At 39.9% G+C, this 17,785-nt stretch carries 11 protein-coding genes; 2 read left to right on the forward strand and 9 right to left on the reverse strand.

The window, feature by feature from the left end; all coding sequences use genetic code 11:
- Positions 1-23 precede the first annotated feature (23 nt).
- The 3 genes from C825_RS23640 to C825_RS23650 all read right to left on the reverse strand — a co-directional run bounded on the left by C825_RS23640 (position 24) and on the right by C825_RS23650 (position 4,389).
- Positions 24-971: a ketopantoate reductase family protein gene (locus C825_RS23640; RefSeq protein ID WP_010800433.1), complete on the reverse strand. Its 948-nt coding sequence runs from the start codon at positions 969-971 to the stop codon at positions 24-26.
- Positions 968-1,816, reverse strand: coding sequence for an AraC family transcriptional regulator (locus tag C825_RS23645; RefSeq protein WP_010800434.1), 849 nt, complete (start codon positions 1,814-1,816; stop codon positions 968-970). The genes C825_RS23640 and C825_RS23645 overlap by 4 nt, the downstream gene beginning before the upstream one ends.
- An 86-nt stretch (positions 1,817-1,902) precedes the next feature.
- Positions 1,903-4,389 (reverse strand): TonB-dependent receptor, encoded by a 2,487-nt coding sequence (locus C825_RS23650; protein WP_010800435.1) that lies wholly within the window; start codon positions 4,387-4,389, stop codon positions 1,903-1,905.
- A 295-nt stretch (positions 4,390-4,684) separates the two neighbouring features.
- Here C825_RS23650 and C825_RS23655 point away from each other — a divergent pair, with 295 nt between their 5' ends.
- Positions 4,685-6,037 carry an MATE family efflux transporter gene (locus C825_RS23655; RefSeq protein ID WP_010800436.1) on the forward strand — a complete coding sequence of 451 codons (1,353 nt, stop codon included), beginning with the start codon at positions 4,685-4,687 and terminating at the stop codon, positions 6,035-6,037.
- The gene (locus C825_RS23660) at positions 6,030-6,605 is read left to right on the forward strand and encodes a Crp/Fnr family transcriptional regulator (RefSeq protein WP_010800437.1); all 576 of its coding nucleotides are present in this window, start codon (positions 6,030-6,032) and stop codon (positions 6,603-6,605) included. The genes C825_RS23655 and C825_RS23660 overlap by 8 nt, the downstream gene beginning before the upstream one ends.
- Before the next feature lie 92 nt (positions 6,606-6,697).
- Here the strand turns inward: C825_RS23660 and C825_RS23665 are convergent, their stop codons facing one another.
- From C825_RS23665 to C825_RS23690, 6 genes are all read right to left on the reverse strand, one after another.
- Complete coding sequence (locus C825_RS23665) at positions 6,698-8,755, reverse strand: glycoside hydrolase family 71/99 protein (protein ID WP_010800438.1); 2,058 nt, start codon at positions 8,753-8,755, stop codon at positions 6,698-6,700.
- A 64-nt stretch (positions 8,756-8,819) separates the two neighbouring features.
- The gene (locus C825_RS23670; protein WP_010800439.1) at positions 8,820-11,618 is read right to left on the reverse strand and encodes an alpha-L-rhamnosidase; all 2,799 of its coding nucleotides are present in this window, start codon (positions 11,616-11,618) and stop codon (positions 8,820-8,822) included.
- A gap of 139 nt (positions 11,619-11,757) precedes the next feature.
- Positions 11,758-12,123, reverse strand: coding sequence for a hypothetical protein (locus tag C825_RS23675; protein ID WP_010800440.1), 366 nt, complete (start codon positions 12,121-12,123; stop codon positions 11,758-11,760).
- A gap of 15 nt (positions 12,124-12,138) precedes the next feature.
- On the reverse strand, positions 12,139-12,837 hold the full coding sequence (locus tag C825_RS23680; RefSeq protein ID WP_010800441.1) for a DUF4959 domain-containing protein: 699 nt from the start codon (positions 12,835-12,837) through the stop codon (positions 12,139-12,141).
- Positions 12,838-12,865: 28 nt separating this feature from the next.
- Positions 12,866-14,686: a RagB/SusD family nutrient uptake outer membrane protein gene (locus tag C825_RS23685; RefSeq protein WP_010800442.1), complete on the reverse strand. Its 1,821-nt coding sequence runs from the start codon at positions 14,684-14,686 to the stop codon at positions 12,866-12,868.
- Positions 14,687-14,697: 11 nt separating this feature from the next.
- Positions 14,698-17,784, reverse strand: coding sequence for a SusC/RagA family TonB-linked outer membrane protein (locus tag C825_RS23690; protein ID WP_010800443.1), 3,087 nt, complete (start codon positions 17,782-17,784; stop codon positions 14,698-14,700).
- Position 17,785: the final 1 nt, after the last annotated feature.

A 17,785-nucleotide genomic window follows, 5' to 3' on the forward strand; every position in this document is an offset into this window, starting at 1 on the left:
TTCTGAGACAAAATACTTATTACCTATATTATCTCTTTTAATTTGACTAAATGAGGAGTGGCAATATCGTATTTTATCCCGTAGGCTATTATATCTTCAATCATTTGCCGTACCTCTTCAGGAGAATGACTCACATGACCGTCAAACATAAGTTGTAAAGCCTCGTTGCCATATATCTTCCTGGCAATCGGAACACTTAGAAACAAAGGCAATTGATACAATTTATTTGCTTTCTCTTCCTTGGCATCATATCCACGCTTCAAGCAAATAGAAAAACCCTCACGAATGGCGCAGATAGTAGTTCGAATAGTAGCGGAGTCATTCACAAACCTGGCTGCACCGCCTGCACTCAATATTCCGGCAGTCAATCCGGCAGCAGTAGCGTAATGAGTAATTATCCAAAGTAATATCTGTCGGGACAAGACAGGTTTCAGATGTGCTTCGTCTAGCGCCTGAACCATTTTCCGCACACGGGGAGTCATCTCTCCATCCACCTCCCCGATGGGAGTATGGGAATATTTCATTCCCGAAATAACACAATGTATTTCGTTCGCCTCTCTTCCACCTCCTACCATGAATGGAAAGCCGAAGAAATACTGTTCAGGTTTCAGAAAGCGGGCAATCTCATCAAAGCAATCCCAATTATTCTGAAAGAACATCACATGTGCTTTGCCAGCGGACACACCTAAAACCGGCAACACATCCGGTAGTTGTATCTTATTCGTTGCCACAATTATGTATTCAAAATCATTCCGTGCATCCAGTCCGTCAACCACATGAGGACGAAAGACTGTATCAACCGTATTCTTTATACCGTTCCTAAAATCCTGACAAATAATATGAATGCCTTGTTCATCTATCAATTGTTTCTGTTCCTTCCGGACAAGTAACGTAACATCGTGTCCGGCCTCTGCCAATTGCCAGCCATACGTACAACCTATTACTCCGGCACCATAAATCAATATCTTCATAATCTATTACTTTTTGTTTCCCGTTCTCCATTGATAAAAACAGAATTGAATAAAGAAAGATATTCCGAATAAGAATCACAAATAGAAAGATATTCCTTTGGAGTATACCCCATAAAGGTTTTGAAATCTTTTATCAGATGCGATTTATCACAATATCCCCAATCATAAGCCAACTGGTTCAAACGAATTTGCGAACCAGCATGTAAACAATGTAAAGCATTCCGGAAACGTGCTATTTGCAAAAACTCTTTCGGATTTAAACCTGTATATTCAGCAAATACCCGTTTGAATTGCTTATATCCGAGACAAGCAGACTGAGAAAGCTCCGTAATGTCCTGCTGTCCGTTATTAATAGACTGAACAACCGCATTCATTCTGGCAAACCGCTCGGAAGTAAGACCGTATAACTTTTTTAACAGATATTGTTCTATCAGATATACACATTGGTTATTATCCTCCGTTTCCATTATCCATTTCTCCAATTCAATCAAAGAAGCATCTCCCAATAACTCTACATCTACATTCTTATCCCGCAAATTATTCATAGGAATCCCTAATACACCCCGTGCTGCGACCGGCTGGAATACAACCATAACCAGATTGAGATTACCGGAATAAACAACATCAGTGTACGAAACAGATTGTCCGCACAAACTGGAACGAGGCTGCATCTCCTGATGCAAAGTTGAATAGATTTTGTCACCCCGGTGGAACGCAAGCACAGCACAACCAGATGGCACATAACGCTGCGAACTTCGTTCCGCGTTATCAATCGCCAAAAACCAATACTGTTTCACGTATGGCCTTAACAGCTTGGACGGTTGTACTAGCTGAAATTTTTCCATTTTGCTTTATTCTGCCAGCAAAAATAATCCATCTTTACTGGAAAGCGGTGTAAAAAAAGGACTTTGTTATTGATTCAGACACACTTTCATTCCATATCAAACATATCCGGCTCTTCGCTTCTGCTCTTGCTTTTATCTTTTTTCTTGTTCATGTTGCCGAAGTTGTAAGTCAGCGTGAAACCTACACGTCTTCCGCCACGCCAGTTCTCAGAGTCCTGCCAGAAACCGTCGCCGGCTGTAACGGTACGGAATTTACGAGAATCCAACAAGTCACGGGCATTAATGCTCAAGGTCAGTTTATCGCTCAGGAAAGATTTACGCAAGCCCAGGTCGACCGAGTAATTCGGTTCGCGATGTCCCTGTGCCATCAACTGTTTGGAATTATAATTACCGGTCCCCTGCAAAGAGACACCCCAGGGAAGGCTTAAGTTGGCAATCATACGGACGTTCCAGGCAAAACTCTCATCCGTATCTCCGATAACCGGTGTTTCCGCACCTTGCGGCAGATAACTGAAACCATCCAATTTAGAATAATAGAGGTTGACTGTCGTTGTCAAGTCGAGTATCTTGAATAATTTATCCTTCCCTACGATTTCCAAACCGCTGGCCTGAGATTTTGCCACATTCTCACTGGTGGTATACATTACGTTGTCTTCCGTATTCAGAAAACGGATACGCTGGATTACATCATCTGTCGAACGATAGTAACCGGATAAAGACAAAGTATGTCCCGATTCCCAACTTTTGATATAATTCAATTCAAATGAATGAGAATACTCCGGTGTCAACTCCGGATTACCGAAAGAGATATTGGAAGCATCGGATATATTACGGAAAGAGTTCAATTGTCCTCCCCACGGACGACGCAGACGGCGTGTATAATTCACCTGCAACTCATTGTTTTTCGGTAAAGCATAAGAAATAAACGCACTCGGAAAAAGTTTAAAATAGTCTTTCTCAAACGTCTCGGAAGCTTTACCGTTAAACTCCTGGTCGAAATCAAGCGAACGGGTATCCACCCGCCAGTACTCACCGCGCAGACCGGCCTGGTAACTTAATTTATCCCATTTTCCGCCGTATGTCATGTAAAGAGCATGTACATCCTGATTATAAAGGAAGCGGTTATAGAGCGACTCGTCCTGTCGGATATCTTCGGCTGTCGTTCCGGTATAGGTATCAACCGGACTGGCATTCCGCTGAAAAGTACCCTTATAGCCGGCTTCGATGCGGGCCATATCGGATATTTTATTGGTGTAGTCGGCCTGGACTTCCCAGGTCTTATCCTTTATATCATTCTCCTGAGTCTGATAAAGAGGATTAGCGATTTGAGAAGGGTCTGTATAGACAGTCGATTGCCGGAAAATATTCATTCCGTCCCGTCTCCACTGGTTATTGCTGACCATCAGGTCGATGTTACTGTTTTCCGAGAACTTATGAACATAATTCAGTTCCAGATTATACATTTTCATATCCGAATCACCATTGGTTATACGATCGCTGGTGTAGATTGTATTCTTCTGACTGTCGATAGAGTTATAATGGATATTCTCACTATTGTCTCCACCGCCGGTCATACCGGTTACATTGAATGCCAGGTCATCGCTTTTAGTGATATGCCAGGTGGCGCCAAAACGTCCGAACCAGTTATTATGCTGTCGTTTGGAGTCGTTGGTCTGGTCGAGAAAACTGTTGTCCGTCGTATTCAGACGACTTGTGATGCCTCCTCCTTTAAACTCACGGTTACGGTAATTCAGATTAGCATAAGCATCCACTTTACTACTGCTGTAATTAATGTTGCCACTCGCCTGATACCCACCATCCGTATCGGCTCCGACTTTCACGCTTCCGTAATAACCGGGTTTCCGGTCATCCTTCAATATAATATTGATAATACCGGCTGTACCCTCAGGGCTATATCTGGCAGAAGGGTTGGTAATAACTTCTACCTGCTTGATATCTCCGGCCGGCATCATATCCAGAATATCCGCCTGGTTATCAGCCGTTAGACCCGATGCTTTACCATTAATCCAAATCGTTACACTGGAGTTTCCTCGCAACGATACTGAGCCTTCATTATCAACCTCCACGGAAGGAATGTTGGATAACAAGTCGCTTGCCGAACCACCTTCGGCCGCAATATCCTGCGTCGCATCAAAGACTTTCCTGTCAATCTCGAACCGCATCTGAGGCCGTTTCGCCACCACTTCCACTTCTCCCAATTGATTGGCATCTTCTGCCAGTGTCAACTCTCCCAGACTCAAAATCTGGTTATCGCTGCTGATAGAAATATTTTTAGATACTTCTTCATAGCCGATATAAGAAAAAGTAACTACATATTCCCCTTTCTTCAATCCGCCGATCGTGTAATTTCCGTCACTCCCGGTAACGGAACCCTGCACTATCTTATCCGAACCTTTTGCCTTAACCTGCACTGTAACAAACTCCAACGGTCCACCCAGTTCGCCGTCCATTACAATACCTTTAATCTTTCCGTCCGTTTCATTTGCAAACATGTCCGGAGCAAAACACAAAAGCATTCCGGCCAACACAATACTCATCTTCTTCTTCATCATAGTCCAAATATCTATCTATTCCAATTTTTTGTCGCTTTGTTTGACTGGTTACTAACGGAATAGTTTATTCAGAACAATAAAAAAATAAGCAAATATACCTTAATAAAAAACACTTTCACTGGTTTGAAATTGATTATCATTACCAGTAGATATTCAGAAGCAAACACATTTAAAAACGAATATTTTTCAATCTACAATATAATATTTTATCTATTTTCATTTATTACCAATTGGTAAGTTCATCCGGAGGTTAAAGGCCTACCTTTGCGGGCGTTATTATTAAAAACCAATTGATATGCAGAGAGATAGCCTTGATTTCAAAAGCATGAGCGTAGAAAAACTATTTACCAAATTACTGGTTCCTACCATTATGGGGATGGCCGCATCGGCACTATTTACCGTTGTAGACGGTATTTTCGTCGGGAACGGGATTGGGAGTGATGCTATGGCAGCGGTCAATATATCCGCCCCTATTTTTATGATTATTACCGGAGTCGGATTGATGTTCGGCATGGGAGGCGGGATACTCACTTCCATCAACTTGTCGCAGGGTAAAAAGAAAGTTGCAAATATTAATTTTACCCAGTCGGTCATCGCATTGGTATTCATCAGCCTCGTTATGACGTTGTTGCTAACGATATTTCCGCATAAGATAGCCACCCTTTTCGGCTCCGATGAATACCTGATGGATATGGTGGTTGAATATTTATTCTGGTTTTCCATCAGCCTGCCATTTACGGTACTGGTGGTTGCCCTTCCGTTTTTTATCCGGCTGACGAATCCCAAGATATCCATGTGGGCAATGCTGGCTGCTACCGTTGTGAATATTATTCTCGACTATTTGTTTATTTTTGTTTTCAAATGGGGATTGTTCGGGGCAGCGATTGCAACAGATATAGGTGAGTTTGTTGGTGCCGCCATTATGATTATCTATCTGTTCCGGCATTCGATAGCCATACGGTTCGTGTGGTTGAAACTGAGTGTCAAGAGTTTGCTGTTGACGCTCCGGAATGTAGGTTATATGATTAAGCTCGGCTTTTCCGTATTCCTTAGTGAGATAACGATATCCGTTATGATTATTTCCGGCAACTATGTTTTTATGGATTATATGGGAGCCGACGGCGTAGCGGCTTACAGTGTCATTTGCTACCTGTTCCCAATCATATTCATGGTTTTCAACGCAACCGTACAGTCCGCACAGCCGATTATCAGTTATAACTACGGATGCGGACAGATGAAACGTTCGGATAACGCTTTACGTTTATCCATGCTTTTCACTTTGGCATTCGCATTCAGTATCATGCTCCTGTTTATATGTTTTACCCGGAGCATCGTTACTCTTTTCATTCCCGATACAGCCAGTGCGGCATGGGGATATGCAGTAGCCGGCTTACCGCTGTTTGCTACCGATTACCTGTTTTTCGGTATCAACATCATTATAATCGGTTATTATACCAGTATCGAACGGTTACGGCGTGCGATATCACTGACAGTTTTACGGGGAATATTGCCTGTCGTATTCTTTTTCACATTACCTTTACTACTGGATGTCAATGGTATATGGCTGGCAGTAGCAGCAGGGGATATTACCACGACAGTTGTTATCGTCATTTTATTAATTGTTGATAAAGTACGCAAGAATGGATAAATTAATTGAAGAAATAGACTACCGGTGTAACCTAAGCGATACGGAAATGACATTGCTCCGGCAGACACTCCGTATCCTGCATTTCCCTAAAGGCAGTATTGTCATTGGGGAAGGCAAGACGGACGATTCCATCTATTTTCTGGACAAAGGTGTATGGAGAGCCTACATCGAAGAAGAAGGCGAACAGCAAACCCTTTGGTTTGCTATCCCCGGGGAGACCATATTCTCTTCCTGGGGATATTTCCGCGGACATCCTTCACGTTACACAATCTGTTCGTCGAGTGACAGTATTGCCATCGAAATGAGAAACAGCACAATACAAAAACTGTCGGAGTCCTCGCCGGCTTTTCTGAAATGGATACAAGGTCTTCTGATGGATATACTCGTTAATGAAGATGATGTTCTGGTCGATATATCCAGTCCGAAAGCGGAAAAGCGTTACCTGGCTTTCATCAAAAAGATGCCGGAGTTGTTTAATAGCGTTCCTTTGAAAGAGATAGCCGGATACATCGGTGTAACTCCCCAGTCACTCAGCCGCATCCGGGCCGGGCTGAACAAAAACAAATAGAAAAGAAAGTAACCTTAACAGCCAACGTTTTAACAGACATTAGCTGTTAAGGTTATTTCATATTATAAACAGATGCTTTCTATAGCGCGATTTTATTTATTCCAGATATAGCGATAATTAAATCTTCGGTTAGGAGCCGCATCGCCATCTACACACAATGATATAGGATCTCTCAAATTAGCAGGATTATCAGTCCATTTAAAATCAAAGACAAATGAATCGTCAATTAATCCTAAATCTGCACGAGGTATTGATAATTCCAATTGATTTCCATTCACCCGATATGACAATGTATTTACTTTCTTCCACTCTCCGGCTTGTTCATCATACCTCATCAATTCTGTCGACTGCGCATCAACAACCTTTTTATTTACTATAAAATCATAACCGTACCAGCCGGTCGAAGCATTATTATCCGCATCGATAAGTAATAACATCCAGTTCGGATCAGAAAATGGGGACAATTTATCCATCGTTTCCGCATAAAAGAATATGTTATCCTTATCTACTGCTACTTTCGATAAAACAATATCATTTCTACCAGAATTATTTACATAATGATTTCCGCCATATCCTTTATGGTCACGATGAGTTACATCTCCTTTGGTATCCCGATATTCAACCTTGACTTTATCCCATTCCTTAAATGTCCCGTCTATTCGGATTTTCTGGTATCCACTACTCTGCGGTATGGGACGAACTCCTTTATAACGACGAATATTCTGTGCCATCTGCATATAATAGTTATCCGTATAGCCACCTTTCATAGGTTGAATTGTACGATTAAATTCTGCATTATACTGATCTACAAAATAAAACGGATTTTTACGTCCCAAAAATTCTGTCGGGCCGGGTAATTCAGACCCGGGAGCTTTCCCTGAGTTATATTTTCCAGCAGTCCATTCATTCCAGTCATTCAAATACAGAAACTGAGGATCGTTTTTCAATGCTTCATCCCAGCGATCCTGAAAATAGATACCGTATGCTGTAGGATCATTTACAGTCTTCCCTAGCCAGGAGACATAAGTCGGTTCAGGCATATCATGGTCATTCAACTTCGGTTCCTTTTTATCACGAGTCCAGGATTTTCCAATTATGGAAATAGGATGTTGAGCCGGAGTAACTGCAGCTTGTTCATTTTCTCCTCGATAAGTTGCAACCAAATCCGACGGTGACATTTTACAGACTCGTTCGTCACCCAAATCGTAGCCAAAACTCCAGTTTCCTTCTGTTCCGACAAAACGTTCACCAGCCCACTCATAGTATCCCCACCACATGGTTCTGAGCGTGAAAAAATCTTTCACATCCTGGGTATAATCCGTATAAAACTCATTTATGTAATCCGGATCATTATAGTGAGAATGTGAAGGGTCAGTCAATGCTTTGGGATCATAATGAGGATTCGGGTTCTTCACACCTCCGCCATTAGCATCCATTGTCGGTTTTCCATTATACAACAGTAAAGGTTTATCTCCCCAGTAGAACCATAAATCCTTATATTTATTTTCTTTATATACTTTATCATATAAATCTTGTACAACAGAAATAACAGGTCCGTTGAAAGCCCAAAAACAAAATTGAGGGACTTTGTTACCTTCCGCTTTCATTTTTTGCATCGTTGTAAACAGAGTTTCCCACTCATCCCAATAACGGACTGCATTTGTTACATCCATAACTAATACATCCACACCGGCATCGGCCAGCATCGACATATCTTTACGAATCACATATTCATCACGACTAAGGAAATATCCCAATTCAGGTTCCCCCCAATGGTAAGAACCTTCTGTCCATGCCGGATGATTAGCATCCAGACGAGCTTCGGGAGCTTCTTCCAACACCTTACTTACATCAGCACGATAAGGAGCCTTCAAATTAGCCAAATTATCCGAATGCCACGTGATATAAAAAATACCAACCACACGACGCTTATCATTCTTGACATTTCCGACCTCTTCTTGTGTCGGCATAGTCCGTCCCAAAGCATCTGTTGCCACCCAGGTATCAGAATAAGTATCCCAACAAGAATCAGGCATATTCACATTCGAATGAACGGTATCCTTTTGATTTCCACATCCCGACAGGGCCATTATCCCTATCAGTCCAAAAGTCCATAATTGATTTATACAAAGACCTTTAACATGTTTCATAATCTATAAATTCAAAGTTTATAAAAATAAGACAAAACTGATTCAAAACGAATTATAAATTTCTTTATTCTTTATAAATTTCTATTTGGTATACTCCCGATGGAAATTTATAAAGAGACACTTCCTCCTCGCTTCCAATAAGTGGATAATCAGCCTTATTAAAAGAACGTTTGTTTACATGTATCTTTTTACTATCAGGTAATGCTACAATGCCTGATGTATTAGGAGGTAATGTTATTATCCATACCAGACTATTTTCTTCTTGGGACCATTCGCTTGCCGTTCTCCCATAAGGTGTTTCTATCGAAGCTTTTGCCCAGGAAAGATAAGATGTCATTGTTGGTTCAAAGTGTATAACTTTAAAACCCGGGCCTGACACATCCGGTCGTATGCCTGCTATATCTTCATAAAACCAAGTGTCATAACCACCCTGCATGGGATGATTAAGTGAAGATCCTGCCAAACACATTTCCTTACTCTTCCCATTTACCGGAAGAATCTCCCAAAGAGATGTAGCATCAGCATCCGTCCACATATAAGCAAAACTATTCTCACCTGTTTTAGTAAACATATCCCATGCCATTTTACTATTGCCAAAACGTGATAATGCTTGCCCAATACGTCCTAGACCAAATATCCCCGTATGCATAAAACCATCATATTTTTCTTTCATATTCCTGACAATCGCATCAGAAACAGCTTTTTCATCTCCGGCAGGAACCAGTCCAAAATCAAGAGCCATTGCATCAGCAGTCTGACTCCCGAATGTTTTACTTTCTTTATCATAAAATTCGGCTACAAAAGCTGCTGCAATCTTATCCTTCAAACCACTGTAATATCCGGCATCATCACTCTTTCCTAACATAGCGGCCGTTTTAGCCAAAATTGAAGCATCAAGATAATGGAAAGCAGTAGAACTCAAAGCAACAGGACAATCAATCGCATTGTTCCCTTCCGGCGGACACCAGTCACCCAATCCGTAAGGTACAATATGTTTGGTTGAAAGCGTATCATTAAGCGTTAGACTCTCCACGTGATCCACCCATTGTTTCATTTCCTGATAATATTTATGTAAAGGCTCTTCATTGCCGAAATATAAATAAATGTACCAGGGTAATTGAACTACGGCCGTCCCCCAATCTGGAGAAGCAACCCCACAAAGACGTTTTCCCGGAGAAATCATATACGGGATTCCCGGCGCTTTATCTGCAAAATAAAATATTGTATTAAAAAGTTTTTGATGAAGTGTATTTTTCTCAAATGCGGAAGAAGTCGAACTGATATCTTCCATATATTTCATCCAAAAATTATTCAGGTCAAAATTATAATTCTCAAAAGGAGCTACGGTATGTGCATCTCCCAACCAACCACATCGTTCTCTGTGAGGACAATCCGTCGGCAAACCATGCGTATTATTGAGCATTGTCCTGACCGCTAACTCATGCAATTTATTAATTTGTTCATCAGAACATTCAAATTCACCTCTCTTATTGACATCCGTATGTACAACAATTGTCTTTATCCAATCCAATTCAGGCTCCACTGCCATACCGGAAAGTTCTAAATAGCGATAGCCATGGTAGGTAAAACGAGGGTTCCAGACTTCCCGACCGTTTCCGGCACAAATATATTCATCTGTTTGTACAACACCTGTAGCAAAGACTCCGGTTGTATTATATTCGATTGAACCATCCTCACGAAGAAGTTCTCCCATCCGCATTTTCAAATGTGTTCCTTTTGGCTGATCTACCGTTATTTGTGGTACACCGGCAATATTACCCCCAAAGTCAAATATCCAATTTCCGGAAGAATCCTTCCATTTCTTTATCGCTCTGATTTCATTCTTCAAACGAATAGGTTCCATAACCTGAGGAAACAAATTCACCGGAATAACACCTTCTGCAACTACAGCATTTTTCCATCCATTCAGTTGAGTTCCAACTTCTGACCAACCTTTAATTTCCTTTGTAGCATCATACACCTCACCAGCATATATATTACCCTTTAACACAGGTCCGGAAGTCCACAGCCAGGATTCATCTGAAACAATCATTTCCTTAGAACCATCCTCATAAGTTATTTCCATTTGTAATCTAAAAAGAGGATCGCCATATTTAGCCCAAGGTCCCCAGACACTGTTTTGCCCGTACCAACCTTCACCAAGTATCACACCTAAACAATTTTCACCTTTCACTAACCCGGATGTGATATCAAATGTAGAATACAGGGCATACTGCTCATAATTCGTTTGTGCAGGGTCAAGGATTCGTTTTTTATCGACAAGTTCACCATTCAAATAAAGATCACCGCATCCTAAACCACAAAAATAGACAACAGCTCTTTGTAGTTTCGATTCTGCCTTCCCTGTATCAAATACTTTACGAAAATAAGGCATCGGACTATCTTTTTTCCAAACAGAAGTTATCCACTTAGCTTTCCAATCAGACGTATTTAACCCCAAAGAGAAAAAAGAAGGTTCACTCCAGGCCGTTACTTGTCCTTTCCCATCCCAAATGCGCAAACGCCACCAATAGAGTGGCCCTCTTTCTAGTATTGCGATATCCGGACGTACATTCACTTGCTGTTCTGAAACAGTCTTTCCTGAATTCCAAATATAATTACCATCCTCCAAATCCTCTCGGGAAGAAGCAATCTCTATTTCCCAAGCAGACTGAATAAAGCCATTCTCCTCTGACTCGATTTTCCAACTAAAAACGGCTTCATCTATTCCTTCCGGGGTTACCAGACCACGACACTTCAAATCCACCACCTTCGCTTTACTCCCGACACAGTTATCAGTACATCTCGTAAACCCTAAAAGAAAAATGAAAAGCAATAATAAACAAAGACTCTTTGACTTCATACATTTCCTATTTAATCGTATCAGACGCAAATATCATATAATGATATATTTTAAAGACTTCTCCATATCTCATAGAAGAGGGTGATACTATAAATTTTTGAAACTCCTGTATACACCCTCTCTATCATTTATCGAAAAATCATTTAAATCGTATATTTCTGATATTTATTGTAACATCAGCATTTGTACCGAAATCACAACGCATATAATCACCTGAATTACCCCAGCCGACAGTAGCCATTCCGGCTGTATAGTCCTGTTCAAATGTTGTCCATTCTTCTGCTGCCGGAAACTCTATCGTTGTCGAATTAGCTTCAGATGGTCCGGAAGACGAAGTACACCAGAATATTTGTAACTTAACACTTTTAGTAGACTTATATCGGAATACCATGGTAGAACCTTTTTTTGCGGCAGCTAAGCCATTTGAATAAATATAAGGGTCCCCTCCTGTTGTTACAATCGTATATTCATTTGAATTCTCCGGATTAGAAGCAACCAATGTCATATCATTAATTGTAGCCTAGAAAGTTACATATTCCACATCGGGATAAACAACATCATCCGGATCAATAACCGGAGTAATCACATACTCTTTTTCTACAGACTTTCCACCATCCGCTTGATTCACTGCATAAACCGTCAATTTTGTTTCAGCGATAAAACCGGTAACAACATATACCCCTGTTTGAGTTGCATCAATAGTAACTTCCTGTTTCACATTATTTTTATCCAGATATGAAGCTATCAGGTCAACTCCCACAAATGTCTCATTTGTCCAGAAAATCTTTGCACCACCACTTGCCGGTTCCATTTCAACGGTTTCGATTACATAATCTTTTGCCTCCTCTATACCCTGAGGAACACCTTTCACCGTTACAGAAGATGAGGATTCTCCACCATATCCATAAGATGTCAAAACAAACTCATGTTCTTCCGTATCTGTAAATCCTCCAACAACAACCGATACGTTGTTATTAGCATCAGCACTATATTTACTAACCTTTTTATTCACATTTTCTCCTTGGGAATTTCTATAGGAAATCAATGTATAATAATAATTGGCATCTGTTGGATTCATCCAATTCAATGTGACGGAACCAATAAAAGGTATACACTCCACATTGCTGACAGGATCTATATGGCCCTTATTATTGTCATCATTGTCGCATGCATAAATAAAAAGCGAGATGAACATTACTAATAGAATATATTTCTTCATTGTATACTTTTTTTAATTATATCTTCAATTACCATCCCGGATTCTGCCAGTTAGCACCCGTATGTTTCAACATCTTGGCTACTTCTGTCTGTTTAATCGGGTAGAGCAAATATTTATCTGCATTTGTCCCACGCGATGCAAGTTTGATTCGATTGTATGTGAAAGTACCATCCTCCTCTTTTACAATTTTCATACCTGTCACAAAATCATCTGTTTCATTTAAAATTTTCCAACGACGAACATCAAAGAAACGATGTTCTTCGAAAGCTAATTCTACACGACGTTCATTTCTATAACGTTTTTCAAAAGAATCTTTCGACATGCCTGACGATAATGCCGGTATACCGGCACGAACCCTGATTTTATTAACAGCATCTCTGGCTGATAACGCCTCTGCCCCTACTTTGGATACCACTTGTCCATCCGGACCTACAGCCTGATAAGCAGCCTCTGCAAAATTCAAATATAATTCAGCCAAACGAAAAATACGCATAAGCCCATCTGCATCCTGCCCGATTCCGGATTTGAAATTATTGAATTTACGCATATAATATCCCGTACGAGTATAACGGATATCCGTCACCTTATCAGAGATACCACAATTTCCACCCACATATGTTTCTACAACATCTCCATTAGGTTGATCTAAATATCGAATAGCCCCATTATAATAAACCGACGCATAGAAACGAGGATCACGATTCGCATACGGATTTTTCGGATCATAAGAAGATGCCGTATTTAATATCGGCCGCAAATGCTCTGCATCCGAATAACCTAAAATGGGTTGAGTACCATCAATCATTTCATAACTATCTACCAACTCCTGCGAAGGTCCAGCTCCAGCTTTTTCCATACCATTTGTAATAGGAGTCCCGGCAAACTTCCAGACATTTGAACGCCAGGAGGTCGTTTCATAGATAGTTTCCCTATCCCATGAACGGCTTGGATCTGAACGAGTAATGAAATAATAGGCATATGCATTCTGAGCAATTGCAAGATCCGGAGCCTGACTATACAACTCAAAACCATGTTGCAAACAAAGATCTAAAGCCTCTTTGGTAATTTCTGTTGTTTTCTCCCATGTGTATTTACTGCTTCCGTTCTCATTCCATAAAGGACTTGCTGCATATAAAGCCGTCTGAGATTTCACAGCACAAGCAAAAGCACGTGTCAATTTTCCTCTTTCGTTATCATTTATTTGCCAACGAAAACCAATTGATTGTCCTTCGGACTCTACCGTAGCCAAAGCCTTATCACATTCTGAAATAATAAAATCTGCACATTCCTCAAAAGAGGCACGTTTATCTATCGAGAAATCATGATTCGTCTCGTAAGGAGTTTCTATTAGAGGAACTCCCCCATAACGTTTTATCAATTGTAAATAATAAAACGCACGTGCAACACGAACCTCGGCAATCCAACCATTTTTTTCTACTTCATTAAAAGTATAAGTGGCCATTTCCGGATCATTTATACAAAGCAAAAAAGTATTACAACGACGAATACCTTCAAAATAATGCGACCAAGGATCCATATAACTGGCTGTTAAAGGATTATATTCAGGAGTCGTATATCCTTTATACCACTTGGATACCGGTCCGTCCTGATTGTCATTTGCATCATGGGCTTCATCACAAAAAGAAGCCAAAGGAGTATTCGTATTTTCATACGTAAATCCAACCTGAGGCATATATCCCAAGCAATTGGAGTAATAAGCAGATGTACGTTCATATCGATTAAAAATATCATTCAACGACACACGCCCATCGGAAGCTATATCCAAATCTGCACAGGAAGAACAACACAATGTAAAAGTAACAACTAATATATTTATCAGATTCTTCATAATATCTATATTTAAAATGTTAAGCTCACTCCAATATTATACACTCTATATGGTTGGAAAGTACCCATGTTAGCTATTTCCGGATCTATATGTTTTGAACGCATATTATCGATTGTAAACAAATTCTGTCCACTTAAAGAAAAACGGATTTTTTCTGCAAAAACCTTCTTTGAAGTATTCAATGGTAATGTATAAGCAACCTCCGCGTTCTTTAAGCGCAAATAAGATGCATCCATAATAAAGAAACTGTTTGGCTGATGGTTGGTAGATGCTTTCAACGATAAAGCCGGATAAGTTATTTCTTCTCCATTATTCCAACGTTCAGGAGTCCATGCTTTTAAATGAAGGTCTGTAAATACACCCTGATATTCCGATTCATATGCACCTACACCACTTATTGTTTTTGAATATTTACCAACGCCTTGAAATAAAAGATTAACTTCAAAACCCTTATATTTAAAACCTCCGGAGAAACTATAGTACTGCTGCGGTATAGAAGTGTTTAAAATCGGAGCTTTATCTTTTTCATCTATTATTTTATCACCGTTTAAATCCTGATAGATAAAATCACCGACACGAGGAGTTCCGAAAGCATAACTCAAACCGCTCTTTTCAAGTTCTTCCTGAAAATTAAACATGCCATTGCCATTGCTGTAATCAATCAAATATCCCCACTGTTGCCCATAACTAAATCCCTCTGTACGGTACGGATAAGCATACTCATTTGAATAAGGAGATTCATTAATATTAATAACCTTGTTTTTATTATAACTGAAAGCGCCGCCTACATAAAAAGACCAATCTTCATTAATCTTTTTGTCATACATTGCTTCAATTTCAAAACCATGATTTTCCATTTTACCCGTATTCGTTTTTGGATAGTTGGAAAGTACAGTTCCTTGATATTCCGGAACTAAACCGGCACTACTTACCAGCATATTATCGCACAAAGATTTATACCAGTCAAAAGAGATGGTCAATTCATTGAACAGCCCCAGATCAAAACCATAATTTTGCTTTTTCATCTTCTCCGCCATCAAATCCGGATTACCTTTTAATCCTTCATTACCACTTACATCAATATAATCCAGATATAAAAATCGTTCCCCACCCAGCTGATCATTTGCTGTAATACCATACGAGGCTCTTAATTTCAAATTACTTAACCAAGTCCAATTCTCCAAAAAAGCTTCATCCGAAACAACCCAGGCACCGGAAATAGCCGGAGTAGCAATATAACGGTTATCTGGGTGGAACTGTTCAGAACCGGAATATCCCAAATCCGCTTTTACAAAATAACGGTCTTTATAACCATACGTTGCTGTAAATCCTAAACTTTCACGTTTATATGGCAACATACCGGAACCAGAAGAGACCTCTTTCTCTTGTTGCAAATAAAAAATATACCCCATGGCGCTAATACTATGATCATCAAACCTACGTTTATAATCCACATTTGCATAAAGATTCAAATTGTAATAAAATGTAGAGCTTTTTCCGTAAGAAAGAGGAGTATTGTTGTCTGAACCTAATAATGAAAAATCCAACTTTGACAAGTCTTTTGAACGGACATAACGTTCAAAATTCTGAGTTGTAGTTGTTTTATTCACAGAATTAGTTTGATAAGCCATTGTCCCACTTACAGAAAGACCTTTAGTAAGAAAACTCATATCCAAAGTCAAACCAGCTTGAGCGTTTATATTGGCAACAAGAGCCTGAATATAACCAGAACGGTTCAGCATCCCGTAGACAGGAGTTTTCTCATTATCATGTGTTACAACTTGATTACCGTTACTTAGACCGTCTCCTGACGGAGTTAATGGACCATACATCGTGGGTGGCAGATTAAATATATGGTTATAAATAGTCTCATTACCATAACCTGCAGTCTTTTCTGTTTTAATATTACCGGACAACCGCATGAAACCACTTAAATAATCATTTATTTTCACATCAATATTCGAACGGAAATTAAACCAGCTATTTTTAGGAGTCGGATCATACTTCGAACCACTTTCATTAGCTGTTTTAAACGGCAATTGCTGGTGCATATAATTCACATTAGAAAAATAACGAACTCTCTCAGTTCCACCTTTTACATTTACACCTACTCTGGACATTAAAGTCAAAGGACGTATAAACATTTTATACCAGTTATTATTCGGATATAATTCATTACCTCCAGCTTGGAACAACTCGGTATCCGTCTTAGAAAACTGGGAATACCCCCCCAGACCATCATTATAGCCTGCCTGATTTCTCATTGTAACATAATCGGATGAATTAACAAATAAAGGTTCTTTTGTCATTTGCTGGAATGACTGGTCAAAATTCACCTCTACTTTTGTTTTTCCAATGTGTCCCTGCTTAGTCTTAATCGAAATTACCCCATTGGCTCCCTGAATGCCATAAATAGCCGTTGTAGCAGCATCCTTCAATATAGTTACCGACTCTATTTCTTTAGGAGTAATATATGTATAATTCGTATTAGGACAAATAATTCCATCCACAATCACTAGCGGTTCCCGTCCATTAATGGTAGAAAGCCCTCTGACCAATTGTGTTACCCCTGTTGACGAAGAACTCAATGCTCCACGGGATAATTCAGCATTTGTTTCTATCGTCGTCAACCCCGTAAACCGACCTGCAAAAGTTTTTGTCAGATTTGATTCAGGAGACTTATCCAAATCTGAACCTAAAACTCTGGAAACAGCTCCGGTTACCGCCCTTTTAGGTAACGACATATATCCCAAATCTATGACCTCATCCATTTTTTCAGCATCATATGACAACTGAATAGATTCCAATCCTTCGTGATTTACGACAGATACTTTTTTATCATCATAACCGATATATGAAACTGTAATATATTGGCTTCCATCCTTTATATCAATTTCATACGCACCATCAACTTTTGTCAGATATTCGCATTTTCCGTTTTCCGACTTCAAAAGAGCCCCGGAAATCGGCTTTCCAAACTCATCAATGACAAACCCTTTTAATTGAATAGAAGGATCTTGTGCCCAACCTAATATTCCCGGAGAACTCAAGCAAGCACAAATAGCCAATATGGATATTTTATTTTTTATGTAGCTCATA

The sequence above is a fragment of the Parabacteroides sp. ASF519 genome (assembly GCF_000364265.2).
GTDB classification, from domain to species: domain Bacteria; phylum Bacteroidota; class Bacteroidia; order Bacteroidales; family Tannerellaceae; genus Parabacteroides; species Parabacteroides goldsteinii.